Here is a 15,758-nt window from a genome sequence, read left to right as displayed (position 1 = left end):
ACCGTACCGAACGGTTCCCTCTCCCCCTTGGGGAGAGGGTTAGGGTGAGGGGAAAAAATTACAGCGCCTGGATACGCTCCAGCGACGGCGCGAAGTAATAGCCGCCGGTCACCGGTTTAGTGAAGCGCAGCATCGCGTCGCGTTTGCCGTCGGTATCGCCGAACATGCTCAGCAGCTGCTGTTCGATGTTATGCAGGCGCGCGCAGTAGGCGCAGAAATAGAGACCATGGGTGCCGCTGGCGGTGCCGTACGGCAGGCTCTGGCGGACGATTTTCAGCCCTTTGCCATCTTCTTTTAAGTCAACGCGGCTCAGGTGCGACGTGACCGGACGCTCGTCACCATCGATCTCTTCGTTGGCGTCTTTAGTACGGCCGATCATCATCTCCTGATCCGGCACGCTCATGCGGTTCAGCTGTTTGAGATTATGCTCCCAGCGCTGGACTAACACGTAGCTGCCGCCCGCGTCCACGCCGTCTTTAATCACCGCCACTTCGCGGCGAGTTTCTTCCCCCGCCGGGTTTTCGGTGCCGTCGACAAAGCCGCTGAGGTCACGCTCTTCCACCCAGCGGAAGCCGTGGATCTCTTCTTTGACCTCGATAGCATCGCCAAAGGCGGCCATCGCGGCCTGCGCCACTGAGAAGTTAACCTCATGGCGAGCGGATAAAATATGAATCAGCAGGTCATACTGGGTGGACGGCGCCAGCCCTTTGCCATAGGCCGGAAAATCTTTTAACTCCTCCGCCCCTTCGCCGCCGCTCAGCTGACGCCAGACGTTATTGCCGAACGCCACCACCGCACCGAGTTTGGCGTCGGGGAATTTAGCCTGGAAGGTGGCCACGTTATCAACAAAAATTTTGCTCGCTTCGCGCAGGGCGTTAACGTCCCCTTTGACATTGGCTTCAATCCAAATCGCCGCGCGGCAATGTTCCGGCAAAATGCCGCTCTGAACCTGAGACATCGCTCCTCCTGAAATGATGCAACTACAACGCTGTCGCGTTGCTAACGCGCCATTGTAACCGTTTTTCAGAGCCGTCGTGTCTCTTCAGATCAATTTAGCGACGCCAGATAATCTTGCTGACTTTCCAGTTTTTCAGGGTATCGTCGGAGGGCATCAGCTCGTCCGGGCCGCTCCAGTGGCCGGTGAAGGCATAGCTGATATGCTGGCTCCCCTCGGCCTGACACTCGACGACCGCCCCGTTGTCATTGCTGCCTTTCTGGCAGTTGCCGAAGGCCTTGCTGTACAGGTCGCTAAACGGTGTGCCGATTTTCACGCCGCTGGCAGTTTTGATCTCCGCATCACGCACGTCAATCCGGCTGATAGTACCGTTGTCGCCATTGATGGTCAGCGCCACGCTGTTGTTTTTCAGCGCTTCAAAGTAGTGGACGATATTGCCCTTATCGGTCTTCATCCCGCTGCGTAAACGGTAGTCGCTGCCCAGCGCATCGCTAATCGCCTGTTCATTGAGCGGCGTGGACGCCGTCAGTTTACCCACTCCCTGCTCGGTCACCTCGGTGGAAGCGCCAAACCAGTTCCACGGATAGGCCGCCGACCAGTTGACCGCGCTCATTGTCGAGCAGCCGGTCAGAACCAGCGGAAGCGCACAGAGCATTACACGTAGCGATTTCATATCACAATCCTTTCTGAGTCATTCAACGCATGTTGGAGTTCACGATCGGCAAAAAGTGCCATTAAAAGGTGGTCTGGTGAAAACAGGCGCCCAGGCGACGACTGGTTAACAGCCACCACAGGGCATAGCCATCCGCGACCAGCAGCGCAATGGTCAGCGAGGAGGGAGATTCACCGCTTAGCCATAGCATCGGCTGCCATAGCAACAGCAGCACCTGCGATAGCACCAGCAGCCAGCGCATCGCCCGCCACAGGCGCGGCAGGCGATGTCGATAGCCGCTAAGCAGAAAGGCCAGTACCGCCGGCACGCCAGGCAGTAAGCCGAGCCAAAAGCGGTCATGATCGGGATAAAACAGATTGAGGATCGCGTCGCCCTGCTGACGCGAGGCGCCGGCCATCAAAAACAGCACCCATGTGCGGGCCTGCAACAATAGCACGCCCCAGAAAAGCAAAGGCAGGCGCAGACGGCCATGGGCATCAAAATCGGCGGGGATAAATTCAGTATTCTTCATCTTCGATCAGGCGCTTGCCCAGGGTCAGGACATCGGCGTACTCATAACCCAGCCGCTCGTACATTCCCTGCACCACATCGTTATCTTCGCGGACCATAATGTTGATTTTCGGGCAGCCGCGGGCAATCAGCTTTTTCTCGAGCCGGTTGAGCAGCGCGTTCGCAATCCCCCGGCCACGATATTCCGGATGGACGCCGAGATAGTAGGCTGACCCACGATGGCCGTCATATCCGCCCATCACCGTGCCGACCACTTCGCCATTCACTTCCGCCACCAGAAACAGGCTGACGTCGTGATTCAGCTTGCGCTCAATATCCATCTCCGGATCGTTCCACGGGCGCAGCAAATCGCAACGCTCCCACAGCGTTACAACCTCTTCAAAATCCTGCTGGCGAAAAACGCGAATCTCCATGGTATTCCCCACCATTGACGGTTAAAAACAGTGATTATGGCGCGAATATAACTGATAGCCAATATCAGGCGAAATCAGCGACAAAAAATGGCATAATATGACTTTGTCATGTATTGAAATGAAAAGTAAAACAATTCTTATTTTGAATGGTCGTAACGGCAAACGCGATACGATATAACATTGGACATCACTTGTTTACAATTCAGGCCGAATGAGCACTTTTAAACCTTTAAAAATACTTGCTTCGCGCCGTCAGGTGCTGAAAGCCGGGCTGGCTGCGATGACGCTGAGTGGCGTCGCCGCGCAGGTCAGCGCAAAAGAGCAGCCACTGAAAACATCAAATGGACACAGCAAGCCCGCCGCCAAAAAGGCCGGGGGCCGCCGCATTGTGATGCTCGACCCGGGCCATGGCGGTATCGACACCGGAGCTATCGGCCACAACGGCTCGAAAGAAAAGCATGTGGTGCTGGCGATCGCTAAAAACGTGCGCAGCATTCTGCGCAGCAACGGCATCGACGCCCGCCTGACCCGCACCGGCGATACTTTTATTCCGCTTTATGACCGGGTGGAGATCGCCCATCAGCACGGCGCCGATCTGTTTATGTCAATCCACGCCGATGGCTTCACCAACCCGAGCGCCGCCGGCGCCTCGGTGTTCGCCCTGTCAAACCGCGGCGCCAGTAGCGCTATGGCGAAATATCTCTCCGATCGCGAAAACCGCGCCGATGAGGTCGCCGGTAAGAAAGCGACGGATAAAGATCATCTGCTGCAGCAGGTACTGTTCGACCTGGTGCAGACTGACACCATTAAAAACAGCCTGACGCTGGGCTCGCATATCCTGAAAAAGATCAAGCCGGTGCATAAACTGCACAGCCGCAATACCGAACAGGCGGCCTTTGTGGTGCTAAAGTCGCCTTCCATTCCATCCGTACTGGTGGAAACCTCGTTTATTACTAACCCGAACGAGGAAAAACTGCTCGGCACCACCGCTTTCCGGCAGAAAATCGCTACCGCGATTGCCAACGGCATTATCAGTTATTTCCACTGGTTCGATAACCAGAAAGCCCATTCGAAGAGACGTTAATGAAACCCGATGCCGCGCAGGTTAAAACTTTTTTGCTCCAGCTCCAGGACAGCCTTTGCCAGCAGCTGAGTGCTGTCGATGGCGCGCCGTTTGTTGAAGACGCCTGGCAGCGGGAAGGCGGCGGTGGCGGACGCAGCCGGGTGCTGCGTGAAGGTAACGTCTTCGAGCAGGCCGGGGTCAACTTCTCCCATGTTCACGGCGACGCCATGCCAGCCTCCGCTACCGCGCACCGCCCGGAACTGGCCGGACGCAGTTTTGAAGCCATGGGCGTCTCGCTGGTGGTTCATCCGCTGAACCCCTACGTGCCCACCAGCCATGCCAACGTGCGGTTCTTTATTGCCGAAAAGCCTGGCGCCGACCCGGTGTGGTGGTTCGGCGGCGGCTTTGATTTAACCCCTTACTACGGCTTTGAAGAGGATGCCGTCCACTGGCATCGTACCGCCCGCGATCTGTGTCTGCCGTTTGGCGAGGAAGTCTATCCGCGCTATAAAAAATGGTGTGATGATTACTTCTATCTCAAGCACCGCCAGGAACAGCGCGGCATCGGCGGTCTGTTCTTTGACGATCTGAACACCCCGGATTTTGACCACTGCTTCGCCTTTATGCAGGCGGTCGGAAACGGCTATGCTGACGCCTATTTACCCATCGTCGAACGCCGGAAAGCCACGCCGTACGGCGAACGCGAGCGCCACTTTCAGCTTTATCGCCGCGGCCGCTACGTCGAGTTCAATCTGGTCTGGGACCGCGGCACCCTGTTCGGCCTGCAGACCGGTGGGCGTACGGAGTCGATTCTGATGTCGATGCCGCCGCTGGTGCGCTGGGAATATGATTATCAGCCCGAGGCCGGCAGCCCCGAAGCGGCGCTGAGCGAGTTTATTCAGGTGCGCGACTGGCTGTAACGGCCGGATGGCGGCTGGCCACCCGGCAGCGGCGTCGCTTCGCTCACACCCACTGGCGCAGGCGGTGGTGCAGCGTCATCGACGGTTTTTCGGCAAACAGCTGCTGATAGTCGGTGGCGAACTGCCCCAGATGCCAGAATCCCCACTGCATGGCCGCCTCCTTGACGGTCTCCCGCTGCGACCAGGGGCTTATCAGCTCCCGGCGGACGGCGTTCAGGCGGATCCGTTTGAGCCAGGCGTTAGGACCAATCCCCAGAATCGCATGGAAGGCGTTTTGCAAAGTACGCCGGCTGACGTGCAGCTGCTGACACAGATCGAGCACGGTTAACGGCTCTGCGCTGTTTTCCAGCACATATTCACGCGCCCGCGCCAGCAGTCGACGGTAGCTCTGGTGGCTGACGCTCTCTGCACTCACCATCGGCTGCGCCTCTTCGAGCATCGTGCCCATCGCCAGCAACAGATTATCCCGCAGGACCTTACGCACTGCCGGCTGATGAAGAGTATCCGGATGCTCGCTAAAGGTGGCCAGCGCCTGCTGGACAAACCCCCACAGCGCGGCCTTATGCGGCTCGCGGACCGCCAGCGCAGACTGGTTGCGTAGCATATGTAGCACCCGTTCCGGGTGGTGCAGGAAACTGGCGTGACGCGCAATCACCTCCTCTGAAATCACCACCCCGAGGATGGTGTAATCATCCGGCGTGCTCAGCTCGAACTCTGTGCCGCCGGGACGGGTGGCGATTTCTGCCCGGCCCAGGCACTGCGAGCCGATAAACCCCTGCTCTCCCCGCACCGCCGGAATACCAAACCAAAAGGAGTTAGGCCAGACCAGGCAGGACTGGCGCAGCGCCAACCCGGTATATTCGCGAAAGACCTGGATCTCATCGAGCAGAATTTCGGTAAACTCGCCGCGAAACTGACCCGGATGCAGCTGATCGTAGATCTGTTGCCAGGCGGTAATGGTCAGGGCATGCTCATATACATCGGTTGTGTGTCGTTGATGAATATTGTCAATTTCAACCTGGGGCGTCAGCCTGGTGTCTTCAGGTAACGCTTCGCAGCAGAGATGGTGCAAATTTGCAGAACGACGCTTTTTCATAATCGTTAAAGCCGGGGGCAAGCCGCTCCCGGCACCTCCGACAGGTTATGGATTTTTGAGACGATAGCGGCTACTGCGTTTTCGTAGCGTCCCTGCGGAAAAGAGCTGCTCCAGCGCCTGGCGGGCCTTATCCAGCGGCCAGGCAAAATGCGCGGCCACCTCGCCGGCCGTCATGCCCTGACGAACTGAAGCCAGCAGCGTCAGTAACGCTTCCGATGATGCCGTGTCAGCAGGCGGCTGGGGCGCCGGCGGCGGTGGCTGAAAACCGCCGATCAGCCGCTGGGTATCCTCTTCCGGCCGGCCAATTTCCCGACGGCTGATCACACAGCCGGTCCGCCGGGCAGCGGCGGACCCGGCATCCAGCGCGGCGCGGCAGGCCGCCAGGTCGCCCTCCACCACCAGCGTTAACCTGCCGGGGTCGAGCACTTCATGACTGAGCAGGCGCACATTGGCCGCCTTAAGCATGGCATCCGCGGCGTCTACAGCAGCGACCATGCCCTCCACTTCGAGCAATCCCAGCGCATTGATCATCGCTCCCTCCATTACGCACGCTGTACAGGATGACGGGCAATATCGAGAACGGCATCGGTAAAGGCATTGCAGGCGGCTTTACAGGCGGCCTGGCTTCCCGTCAAAAAGGCGGCCGAATAGTTGGTTTCCGATGGCGGCGGCACGTAGGTCACCAGCTGGACATCGGCCGACTTCATCGCCGCATCGATACCAAACGTCGCCTCCAGCGGCGGCGCCACCAGATAAGCGATCGGATCGCCCAACGCGATGCCAGCGGTCGATGAAAGATAAGAGCCGGTACGCGACACCACATGCGCCAGAAAGGCGGTATCTTGCGCGTCGTTAGCCCACTGGAATGCCGCCCCGCTTTCAATATGCGCCACCATCGCATCCAGCCCGGCGCGAACTTCCGCCGGGTTCGGGCCACCCAGCATAATCAGCACTTCGCCGGCGGTGGGCGACGGGCCGTGTGCCGCGCCGGCGTACAGAGAGCGGCCATAGACCACTTCCACCATCGCCTGTTTAGTCGCTTCGTCGGCGGCAATATACGTCACGTCATCCGAATCTGCCGTGATGAGCCCGAGACTCCGTATATGCGGCGGTAATTTCAGTTCGCGCGCGAAACCGTCATTCACCGAGGCAATCACGCGCATGGCGGTGACTGAGGGTCGAATCAAATCTAATGCTGGCATGATGCCTCCTTAACGGCTCATATTGATGCCGGAGGCTTTCTGCTCCAGCATGCGTTTGGCTAAATCCACGATCACCGCGGCGGCTTCTACCGGCGGGGTACCGCCCTGATGGATATTAGAGATACAGGTCCGGTCGGCCTCAACGGTGGTCGCTACCCGCGGGGAGTAGACCGCGTAGCAGGAGAGACTCTCCGACTGGCCAAGTCCCGGGCGCTCGCCAACCAGCAGGATCACCACCTTCGCGCCGAGGATCTCGCCGATCTGATCTTCAATCTTGACGCGGCCATAGCGTACGAAGAACGGTGTGCCGACCTTCAGCCCCGCCTGCTTCAGGCCAGCAAGCAGCGGCGGCAGGATCTCTTCATAGTTGGCGGTGATGGCATCCCTCGACAGGCCATCGGAGACCACCACCTGCACATCCGGATCCATCACGCACTGCGCCTTCAACGCATCGATGGCCTCCGGACTGAGACGGCGCCCCAGATCGGGCCGCGTCAGGTAGTGATTTTTGTCGCTAATTTCCGAATGCACTTCCAGCAGCCCCTGCGCTTTCACCCACGCCTCTGGCACCTCTTTAAGCACCGTGTCTTTCGAACGCGAGTGATCCGCCAGGAAGCGCAGCAGCGCCAGGGTGCGCGGACGCGGCCCGGCGCGGCCGGTGCAGACGCGCGCCGCAGTACTGCGCCGCAGCTCGGTGAGCACCTCAGGGCGATGCGGGTTTTCTACGCCGATCCAGGCTTTCGCTTCTGCTGAACCCAGATCCAGGGCGCAGCTCTCCGCCGTGACATCTGCTGCGCACGGTTTCGTTTCACAGGCCGGCGTCGATGCTGCGGGGGCCTGTGGCTGTGGTTGTCCCATTGACGCCATTACGCTGCGTACAATGTCTTCAATCTGTTTTTGATCCATGATGTGTCATCCCCGCGTCATCAGAAGAACAGTGACGGATCGCCCGCCCGTTTGGTCAGGCGACCATTTGCCATAATGCCCATCGTTTCCAGCCAGCGTTCAAATTCCGGCGACGGCCGCAGGCCCAACAGCTGGCGCACGGTCGCAGTGTCGTGGAAGGCGGTGGTCTGGTAGTTGAGCATGATGTCGTCACCGAGCGGCATACCCATGATGTAGTTGCAGCCAGCGGTCGCCAGCAGGATCATCAGGTTTTCGTTGAGGTTCTGGTCAGCATCGGCATGGTTGGTGTAGCAGCAGTCGCAGCCCATCGAGATGCCGCTCAGCTTGCCCATAAAGTGGTCTTCCAGCCCGGCGCGAATAATTTGCCGGTCGTTATAGAGGTACTCCGGCCCGATAAAGCCCACCACGGTATTGACGAGGAACGGATCGTAGTGCCGCGCCAGGCCATAGTTACGCGCTTCCATGGTGACCTGATCGGCGCCGAAGTTAGCGCCCGCGGAAAGCGCCGAGCCTTGCCCGGTTTCAAAGTAAAGACAGTTCTCCCCGGCGATGCGGTTAAACTCCGCTCCCACCGCCCGCGCTTCATCAAGCATCGCCAGCTCGACACCGAACTCTTTAAGCCCTTTTTCACTGCCGCAGATGCTCTGGAAGATAAGCCCCCCCGGCGCGCCGCGGCGGATGGCTTCGATCTGGGTGGTAACGTGCGCCAGCACGCAGCCCTGGGTCGGGATGTTAAATTTGTCGATAACCCCGTACACCGTATCCAGCACCCGGCTCAGGTTCTCCACGTCGTCAGTGACCGGGTTAACGCCGATCACCGCGTCACCCGCGCCAAAAGAAAGCCCTTCATAGATTTGCGCAGCAATACTCTGCACATCGTCACGGGTGTCGTTCGGCTGCAGGCGGCAACTGAAGGTCCCCGGAATACCGATGGTGGTATTGGCTTTTTTGATCACCGGCATTTTTTTTCCGCCGTAGATCAGATCGGCGTTGGAGCAGATCTTGGCCACCGCCGCCACCACTTCTGAAGTTAACCCCTTGCGCGTGAAAGCGATGTCATCCACGGAAGTTTCATCGCTCAGCACGTATTCACGCAGGTCGCTGATGGTCCAGTTTTTGATACGGTTATAGGCGGTTTCGTTGACATCGTCCTGAATCAGGCGCGTCACGCAGTCCTCCTCGTACGGGATCACCGGATTATTGCGGATATCCGCCACCGTCATCTCCGACAACACCTGCTTGGCCGCCACGCGCTGCTGCGAACTCTCCGCCGCCACGCCCGCCAGCACATCCCCCGAACGTAGTTCGTTGGCTTTCGCCAGTACCTCTTTTACATCCTTAAACTGATAAACATTGCCGAACAATGTGGTCTTTAGTTTCATAAGTCGTTCCCTCAGGAAGGAAATGCGAGTGATTTCACCGTCACCGGCACAACCGATCCGCCAAAAAGAGGCGTACCAATGTCGATATAGTCCCCCGCCCGCACGCTCACCTCATCAATGACCGCCAGCGGAAGGTGTGGTAGCTGAGGCCGCAGCAGCATGCCCAGCGCTTTACCAAAATCCTGCTCAGCCACCACCAGCAGCGGGTGGGGATTAGGAAAGCGGGCAACAAACGCCAGCAAGGCGTCAATCACCGCCAGTAAGGTGGCGTAGCGCACCGGAAGTGAAGCGGGAAGCGCCAGCACGTAAGCGTCCGCGTCGGGGGCCAGGTCAAGCTGCGTCAACGCCTGCAGCCAGGCGTTCGGCAGATCGGCGGCATCCTGCGGGATGGCCACCGGTAGATTGCGCAGCGGCAGCTGAACCCCCTCCAGCCAGATGGTGCTTCCGGACAGCGACAGGGTATGCGCCCCGGCGCCAATCACCGTGGCGCGCACGGTCTGCGCCGGGAACTGCACGTTCATCGCCTGCAGTCGCGGGTGCTCATGCAGGGCCGTGGCAAGCAGCGGCCCAATATCGGAAAAGCAGAAAGGATCGGCGGGCTGATGGCGATAGCACTCCCCCACCCCACCGGAAAGCGTAATCACCTCAGGCTGAACACCCGCCGGCAGTAAACCCGTTTGCATCAGCGCCTGCGCCAGCGGTGAGAGGGTGCCCTCGATCACCTCGACGATCAGCGCCGCCATCCGGCGCGCCACCTGCGCCAGCTGACCCGCAGTCAACGCTAAAGCATCGGTTCCCGGGCCGAAGACCGCATCGACAATACGCTGGCCCGGCTGATGGGCGTAGGTCACCCGGCCCTGGCCGTCGGTCTCCAGTAGCCGGCCGCCGACGTTAAGGCAGGCGGTGCCGATCGCTTTACCGGATGCAAACAGGGCATAGTTCGACGTGCCGCCGCCGATATCGATATTGAGCACCCGACACATTCGCTGCTGGGACAGGGCTTGCGCCCCGGCGCCGTGGCCGGCAATGACCGATTCAAGGTGCGGCCCGGCGCTGGCAACAACGAAATCGCCCAGTGACTGCGAGAGCGCCATCACCGCCGGGCGGGCATTACGGGTTTTCGCGCTTTCGCCGGTGATGATGATCGCCCCGGAGTCCACCGCTTCCGGGGCGATACCCGCGGCCTGGTACTGGGCGAGGATCAGCGCCTTCAGTTCAGCTTCTTGCAGGTCGCCCTGCTTATCGACCGGCGTAAAGCACACCGGGCTTTGCCAGCTGATCTCGCGTTTGATGAATTCATAGCGTGGCACCTGGGAGACCGCCGCGCGGTTCACCAGCTCAAGGCGCGAGAAGATCACCTGCGTGGTGGTGGTGCCGATATCAATACCGACGCTGAGCAGCTGGCGCGTATTCACGAGTGTGCCTCCACTTCAGCGTCGCTTTTCTCTACCGCCGGGATCGTTTTCTCTTTCGGCACCAGCAGCATCGCCACGCCAATCGCGGTAACGCCGCCGACCAGCTTGCCGACGATCATCGGGAAGATCATGGCGTGCATGTTGGCTGCTGCAAAACCGAGATGGTCGCCCAGCGCGAATGCCGCTGATACCGAGAAGGCGCAGTTGATCACTTTCCCACGGGTATCCATCTGCTTCATCATGCCGAACATCGGGATGTTATTCGCCAGGGTGGCGACCATACCGCCAGCAGCCATATTATTGATTTTCAGCAGGTTACCGATGCGCATTAGCGGCTTTTCAAACCAGCGGGTCAGCAGGAGCACCATTGGGTAAGCGCCGAGCAGCACGCAGGAGATAGAGCCAATCACTTCGATGGCGCGCATTACCTCGCCGGGCTGGTCGCCAGGCGCCATAAAGATCGGGTCGAGTCCCGGGATCAGCTCCCAGCCGAGCAGAAACTTGATCACCGCCGCCGCCAGGCCGATGGTGATCAGCGCCACGAGGAATTTGGCGAAGATCTGGAAGCCGTTGATCATTTTTTCCGGAATAAACTTCAGCCCCAGCGCCACCAGTACGGCGACGATGATCACCGGGATCATATTCATCAGGATCAGCGCGAAGGTAAACTCTACCGGCTGGCCGTTGATCTCCACCCCGGAATACATCGCCACCAGACCGCCGGCGATACAGCCGATGGGAATGGTGACAATGCCCGCCAGCACGCCGAGCGCCAGCCAGCGGCGATCGGTTGGTTCGATAATGCCGAGCGCCACCGGAATGGAGAACACAATGGTCGGGCCCATCATGGACCCGAGGATCAGGCCTGAGTACATCCAGGCCGCCACGTCACCGCCCGCAAGTTCTTTAGCGAGGAAGAAACCACCCATATCGCACGCCAGCAGCGTGCCGGCGAACATTGACGGGTTAGCGCCGAGCATCTCATACAGCGGAATAATCACCGGGCCGAGCAGATGGGCCAGCACCGGCGCCAGGGCGGTCATCCCGACCATTGCCAGACCCAGCGCCCCCATCGCCATAAATCCTTCTTCAAACTGACTGCCCGCCCCTTCAATGCTTTTCCCCAGTTTGCCGAGGAAGCGTGCCGAGCCGCCGAACTGCGACAGGATCCTGTCCACGGCGGCAATCAGCATAAAGAACATCATGATGTACATGATGATTTCGTTAATTCCCATAGCCCTTACTCCCTGTCATTTATGATTTGTAGATACTGTGAATACCGGGACATTAGCCGCACTCGGGGAACTTTCCCGGGTCGTGGCGTGAACGCCTTACCCGGGCTACGGCATAGCAGACGGCTGTGATCCTGTAGCCCGGCTAAGCACAGCGCGAGCAGGGAAAGTCACAGCTACACGTCCCCGGGAAAATCCGCATTTATTGCGCCGCCGCGTACAGCTCGATAATCTGCTCCCGGCTGGCGGTGCGTGGATTGGTGCGCAGACAGATATCGTCCTGCGCCGCCTGTGCCCAGGCGGCGAAGTGCGCGGGCGTCGCACCAGCATCCGCAAGCCGCATCGTCAGGCCCACATCAGCGATCAGCTCGCGTACGGCGGCAATCGCCTGGTGGTCATCGGTTTTCCTGTCGGTCAGCGCCCGGCCGATCTGGCTGAAGCGCGCCCGGCGCACCATGCGGTTAAACTCCATCACCGTCGGCAGCAGCATGGCGTTGGCCAGCCCGTGCGGAATATGCAGCGCCGCCCCCGGCTGATGCGCCATGGCATGGCATAGCCCCAGCCCGGCACTGGAGAACGCCATCCCTGCCATGCAGGAGGCCAGCAGCATGTTCTCCCGCGCTGCCAGATCCTGGCCGCAGCCCACCGCTTTCGGCAGCGCTTCGCCGATCATGGCGATGGCTCCCATCGCCAGACTGTCGGTAAACGGTGTGGCGTGGCGGGCGCTGTAGGCCTCGATCGCGTGGGTCAGCGCATCGATCCCGGTCATCGCCGTGATAGACGGGGGAACGCCTTCGGTCAGCGCGGCGTCGAGGATCGCTACATCCGGCATCAGCGAGGCATGCACCAGCACCTGTTTGCGTCCGCTCACCGCATCGATAATCACCGTCACGTTGGTGGTTTCTGATCCGGTGCCGGCGGTGGTCGGCACCGCGATCAGCGGCAGACGTGAATGTAATGCGCTGTGCTCTGTGATACCGCTCAGCGTCTGCTCAGGGTTGGCGACCAGCAGCGCCACCGCTTTCGCCGCATCCAGCACCGACCCGCCGCCGAAAGCCACCACCCCATCGCAACCCGCGTCCCGCAACTGGGCGACCGCGGCGCAGACATCGGTGACGCAGGGTTCGCCGGCGGGACAGGGCCAGAGGGTTATGGCTATCCCTTTCATCGCCAGGCTACGTTCCAGCCCGGCGGTCATTCCCGCCTGATGGAGAAAACTGTCGACCATGACAAACAGATGCTTCAGGCCCCGGGCGTGCGCTTGCGGACCGCAGGCCGCCAGCGCACCGACGCCGTGCAGCGTCACCGGCGGCACGTTGAAACTTTTTACCTGCTGGAGATTCAGGCTGTCGAAGGCCTGGAACAGCGCCGTCTGCAGTTCAGCTTGCATAGATCCCCTCCGCTTTTTCCTTCCCGCTGTTGGCGATTGCCAGCGGGGTCATAAACAGGCTGTGCTGCGGCAAATGTACCGGTAATGCCGGGAAGCGCTGACGAAACAGCGCATGCACGCCCGGCTGCATACAGGCGCCGCCCGCCAGCCACAAATCATCAATCTCTTTTCCGGCAATGTGCCGCGCGACAATCTCGGCCATCTTCTCGTACACCGGCTTAACCACCGGCCAGATCTCCCCGGCGTGGCTGCGCTTGTACTGCTCCGCCTCCTCCAGCCCGATGCCGTGATTCCCGGCCAGAGTCAGGGAGATATGGTGGCCGCCGGTGGCTTCGTCCGCCGAATACGTCACCTTGCCCTGTTTAACGATGGCGATCCCGGTGGTGCCGCCGCCGATATCCACCACGCCGGCGTTATCGAGCTGCAGCAGATCCGCCACCGCAGTCGGCTCATCCAGCACATGACTGACCTCCAGCCCGGCGGACTCCAGGACATTGATCGAGATGCGCGGATCGGTCCCCGGCGGAAACGAGGTCGCCGCATGGGTGAAGCGACAGCCCAGCTGCTGTTCGAGGGTATCGAGATGACGGCGCACGAGGGTGACAGCGCCAAAGAAGTCCCAGACGACGCCGTCGCGCACCACGTCGGCCCAGTCAAGACACACCGCAACCGGCTGGCCGTCGCTATCGACCACCATCGACACCACGTCGCAGGTGCCCAAATCGATGCCCAGCCACAGCGGTGAGTCGCTGGCAGCGGGCGTCTGGTTACACAGGGCCGCCGCCGTTTGCAGTCGCGGCGAAAGCCAGCGTTGTTCGTCGTGCGCCATGTTCATCCCTTATACAATTCGAAACGCATCCACCAGCACACAGCGGCGCAGACGAACGAAGGTCCGCGCGCTGGTTACCCCTTCCCCGGTTGGGGTGGTGATAGTCATGGTGGTCCAGCCCTCCCCGCCCAGCCCAAGCCCGGCGATGCACGGTCCGTTTTTGACGAAGATGCTGGTGTCGATGGCGTTCGCCATCTGGTTCATGTTGTCGATGTTGCGCGAGTGCATTGCCGCCGTGTGGTGGCAACCGCCTTCCAGCGTGACCGCCAGGGAGATGGCCTCGTCGACGTTCGCCACCCGCACCACCGGCAGCACCGGCATCATCATTTCAGTCACCGCAAACGGATGGGTGGCAGGGGTTTCAACGAACAGCAGGCGGGTTTGCGCCGGTACCTGCAGGCCAATCGCCGCGGCGATTTTGCCCGCATCGCGGCCGACCCAGTCGCGGCTGACCGTGCCTTTGCCACGCTCGTCGATATTTTTCAGCAGCAGCGGCTGGAGCTGTTCGGCCTGTGCCGCGGTGAGTTTCACCGCCTGCTGGCCTTCCATCAGGCGCATCAGCTCGTCAGCGACGCTATCGACCACGATCAGCACCTTCTCGTCGGCGCAGATGATGTTGTTATCAAACGAGGCGCCCTTGACGATTGCCTGCGCGGCACGCGGCAGATCGGCGGTGTCGTCCACCACCACCGGCGGGTTGCCGGCCCCGGCGGCAATCAAACGTTTATTGGTATGTTTGCGCGCCGCCTCGACCACCGCTTCGCCGCCGGTCACCACCAGCAGGCCGATGCCAGGGTACTTAAACAGCCGCTGGGCGGTGTCGATATCCGGATTCGCCACGGTCACCAGCAGGTTAGCCGGGCCGCCGGCGGCCACTACCGCCTGGTTAAGCAGGGTAATTGCCCGTTGCGAGACTTTCTTCGCTGCCGGATGAGGGGCGAAGACCACGCTGTTGCCGGCGGCAATCAGGCTGATGGCGTTGTTGATCACCGTCGCCGCCGGATTGGTGGACGGCGTCACCGAGGCCACCACGCCCCAGGGCGCGTTTTCAATCAGCGTCAGGCCGTTATCGCCGGTCAACACCTGCGGAGTCAGACACTCCACGCCCGGTGTGCCGCGCGCCTGCGCCACGTTTTTAGCAAACTTATCCTCCACGCGTCCCATGCCGGTCTCGGTCACCGCCAGTTCCGCCAGTTCCCGGGCATGCTTTTCACCCGCCTCACGAATGGCCTGAATCACCTGCTGGCGCATCGCCACCCGCTTCAATCCCTGCTGGGCCACCTTTGCCGCCGCGACAGCGTCATCCAGAGAGGCAAAAACGCCCATGCCATGAACGGTGTCGGCAGGCTGTCCGCTGTCTTTCATTTTCAGCAGTACCGCTTTCACCACCTGTTCAATGTCCTGTTGATTCATGATTTTCCACCCTACTTATGGAAGAGCACCTGACCACCGGCCGCAGCCTCATCCACGATGCCAATCACACACAGATCGACCGGAGAGGCTCCCTGTGCGTGTGCCTGTCGCGCCGAGCTGCCGCTGACCAGCAGCACCCACTCTCCGCATCCCGCGCCAATGTTGTCGATGGCGACCGCACTCTGCCCGTCAGGCTCGCCGCGAGCGTTGAGCATCTCCACCATCAGCAGTTTGTCGTGGGCCAGACCTTCATGACGTACGGTGCAGACCACATATCCGGTAACGACAGCCAGCTTCATGTCCGTCTCCGTGTGTGATGTCCAGGCCGGATAAGCGCTGCACCATCCGGCATTCATGCC

The 15,758-nt window shown here is 60.5% G+C and carries 17 protein-coding genes; 2 read left to right on the top strand and 15 right to left on the bottom strand.

The annotated features are described in order from the left end of the window. Positions 1–58: 58 nt before the first annotated feature. The 4 genes from LGL98_RS06805 to LGL98_RS06790 all read right to left on the bottom strand — a co-directional run bounded on the left by LGL98_RS06805 (position 59) and on the right by LGL98_RS06790 (position 2,551). Positions 59–958 (bottom strand): Dyp-type peroxidase, encoded by a 900-nt coding sequence (locus tag LGL98_RS06805; RefSeq protein WP_114692742.1) that lies wholly within the window; start codon positions 956–958, stop codon positions 59–61. Positions 959–1,052: 94 nt separating this feature from the next. Then, on the bottom strand, positions 1,053–1,628 hold the full coding sequence (locus tag LGL98_RS06800) for an RpoE-regulated lipoprotein (protein ID WP_114692741.1): 576 nt from the start codon (positions 1,626–1,628) through the stop codon (positions 1,053–1,055). A 61-nt stretch (positions 1,629–1,689) separates the two neighbouring features. Then, complete coding sequence (locus LGL98_RS06795; protein WP_114692740.1) at positions 1,690–2,139, bottom strand: DUF2919 domain-containing protein; 450 nt, start codon at positions 2,137–2,139, stop codon at positions 1,690–1,692. Next, a complete protein-coding gene (locus LGL98_RS06790) occupies positions 2,126–2,551 on the bottom strand; it encodes a GNAT family acetyltransferase (RefSeq protein WP_002913637.1) in 426 nt (141 codons plus the stop codon). The genes LGL98_RS06795 and LGL98_RS06790 overlap by 14 nt, the downstream gene beginning before the upstream one ends. A 211-nt stretch (positions 2,552–2,762) precedes the next feature. Between LGL98_RS06790 and amiA the strand changes: the two genes are divergently transcribed. Next, positions 2,763–3,635, top strand: coding sequence for an N-acetylmuramoyl-L-alanine amidase AmiA (gene amiA, locus LGL98_RS06785; RefSeq protein ID WP_025711451.1), 873 nt, complete (start codon positions 2,763–2,765; stop codon positions 3,633–3,635). Then, the gene (gene hemF / locus LGL98_RS06780; protein WP_136029932.1) at positions 3,635–4,534 is read left to right on the top strand and encodes an oxygen-dependent coproporphyrinogen oxidase; all 900 of its coding nucleotides are present in this window, start codon (positions 3,635–3,637) and stop codon (positions 4,532–4,534) included. Before amiA ends, hemF begins: the two co-directional genes overlap by 1 nt. 43 nt (positions 4,535–4,577) lie before the next feature. Here hemF and eutR read toward each other — a convergent pair whose 3' ends face one another. The 11 genes from eutR to eutN form a co-directional block, all read right to left on the bottom strand. After that, positions 4,578–5,630, bottom strand: a complete 1,053-nt coding sequence (gene eutR, locus LGL98_RS06775) for an HTH-type transcriptional regulator EutR (protein ID WP_136029935.1) — start codon at positions 5,628–5,630, stop codon at positions 4,578–4,580. A 45-nt stretch (positions 5,631–5,675) separates the two neighbouring features. Continuing rightward, positions 5,676–6,161: an ethanolamine utilization microcompartment protein EutK gene (gene eutK, locus LGL98_RS06770; protein WP_136029936.1), complete on the bottom strand. Its 486-nt coding sequence runs from the start codon at positions 6,159–6,161 to the stop codon at positions 5,676–5,678. Between the two features lie 11 nt (positions 6,162–6,172). Continuing rightward, the gene (eutL, locus tag LGL98_RS06765; protein ID WP_025711455.1) at positions 6,173–6,832 is read right to left on the bottom strand and encodes an ethanolamine utilization microcompartment protein EutL; all 660 of its coding nucleotides are present in this window, start codon (positions 6,830–6,832) and stop codon (positions 6,173–6,175) included. A 9-nt stretch (positions 6,833–6,841) separates the two neighbouring features. Next, positions 6,842–7,738: an ethanolamine ammonia-lyase subunit EutC gene (eutC, locus tag LGL98_RS06760; RefSeq protein WP_136029938.1), complete on the bottom strand. Its 897-nt coding sequence runs from the start codon at positions 7,736–7,738 to the stop codon at positions 6,842–6,844. A 20-nt stretch (positions 7,739–7,758) separates the two neighbouring features. Beyond that, complete coding sequence (eutB, locus tag LGL98_RS06755) at positions 7,759–9,120, bottom strand: ethanolamine ammonia-lyase subunit alpha (protein ID WP_136029940.1); 1,362 nt, start codon at positions 9,118–9,120, stop codon at positions 7,759–7,761. Between the two features lie 11 nt (positions 9,121–9,131). Further along, positions 9,132–10,535: an ethanolamine ammonia-lyase reactivating factor EutA gene (gene eutA / locus LGL98_RS06750; RefSeq protein WP_136029942.1), complete on the bottom strand. Its 1,404-nt coding sequence runs from the start codon at positions 10,533–10,535 to the stop codon at positions 9,132–9,134. After that, positions 10,532–11,770, bottom strand: a complete 1,239-nt coding sequence (eutH, locus tag LGL98_RS06745; RefSeq protein ID WP_136029943.1) for an ethanolamine utilization protein EutH — start codon at positions 11,768–11,770, stop codon at positions 10,532–10,534. The genes eutA and eutH overlap by 4 nt, the downstream gene beginning before the upstream one ends. A gap of 199 nt (positions 11,771–11,969) precedes the next feature. Further along, positions 11,970–13,157, bottom strand: a complete 1,188-nt coding sequence (gene eutG, locus LGL98_RS06740; RefSeq protein ID WP_136029945.1) for an ethanolamine utilization ethanol dehydrogenase EutG — start codon at positions 13,155–13,157, stop codon at positions 11,970–11,972. Beyond that, the gene (gene eutJ / locus LGL98_RS06735) at positions 13,147–13,986 is read right to left on the bottom strand and encodes an ethanolamine utilization protein EutJ (RefSeq protein WP_136029947.1); all 840 of its coding nucleotides are present in this window, start codon (positions 13,984–13,986) and stop codon (positions 13,147–13,149) included. The genes eutG and eutJ overlap by 11 nt, the downstream gene beginning before the upstream one ends. A 9-nt stretch (positions 13,987–13,995) precedes the next feature. Then, positions 13,996–15,399, bottom strand: a complete 1,404-nt coding sequence (locus LGL98_RS06730) for an aldehyde dehydrogenase family protein (RefSeq protein WP_136029949.1) — start codon at positions 15,397–15,399, stop codon at positions 13,996–13,998. Between the two features lie 11 nt (positions 15,400–15,410). Further along, positions 15,411–15,698: an ethanolamine utilization microcompartment protein EutN gene (eutN, locus tag LGL98_RS06725; protein ID WP_025711464.1), complete on the bottom strand. Its 288-nt coding sequence runs from the start codon at positions 15,696–15,698 to the stop codon at positions 15,411–15,413. Positions 15,699–15,758 lie beyond the last annotated feature (60 nt).

The organism is Klebsiella africana (assembly GCF_020526085.1).
Classification (GTDB): Bacteria; Pseudomonadota; Gammaproteobacteria; order Enterobacterales; family Enterobacteriaceae; genus Klebsiella; species Klebsiella africana.
This window is presented reverse-complemented; position numbering and strand designations above follow the sequence as displayed.